Genomic DNA, 510 nt, shown 5'->3' with positions numbered 1-510 from the left:
CGAATCATCTTCTCGGCAATATCCATAATTTGATCAGAGGAGAGGAATGAGGTCTCAATATCCACCTGCGTAAATTCAGGCTGACGATCAGCGCGAAGATCTTCATCACGGAAGCAGCGAACGATCTGATAGTAGCGATCAAAACCGCTCACCATTAAGAGCTGCTTAAAGAGTTGTGGACTCTGTGGTAGCGCAAAAAACTCACCATGATGGACGCGAGAAGGGACCACATAGTCACGAGCGCCTTCCGGCGTTGCTTTTGTTAAAAATGGGGTCTCAATATCGAGAAAGCCTTGCTCATCAAGCGCTTTACGAATATAGCGTGTTACTTTTGAGCGAAGCATGATGTTTTGATGCATGCGTGTATCGCGCAGATCGAGGTAACGATATTTAAGGCGAACCTCTTCAGATGTTTTATCATCTCCAAGTTGGAAAGGAAGAGGCGCTGCGCTGTTGAGTATCTCTAAACGCTTTGCAATAACTTCGATTTTCCCTGAAACAATATTAGGA

The 510-nt window shown here is 45.1% G+C and carries 1 protein-coding gene; it reads right to left on the bottom strand.

Annotated elements, in window-relative coordinates; translation table 11 throughout:
- Positions 1-510 (bottom strand): amino acid--tRNA ligase-related protein (locus tag FK530_RS27755; protein WP_500487637.1); only part of this gene is annotated, 510 nt, incomplete at both ends.

Source organism: Tsukamurella conjunctivitidis (assembly GCF_007858475.1).
In the GTDB taxonomy this organism is placed as follows: Bacteria; Actinomycetota; Actinomycetes; order Mycobacteriales; family Mycobacteriaceae; genus Tsukamurella; species Tsukamurella conjunctivitidis.
This window is presented reverse-complemented; position numbering and strand designations above follow the sequence as displayed.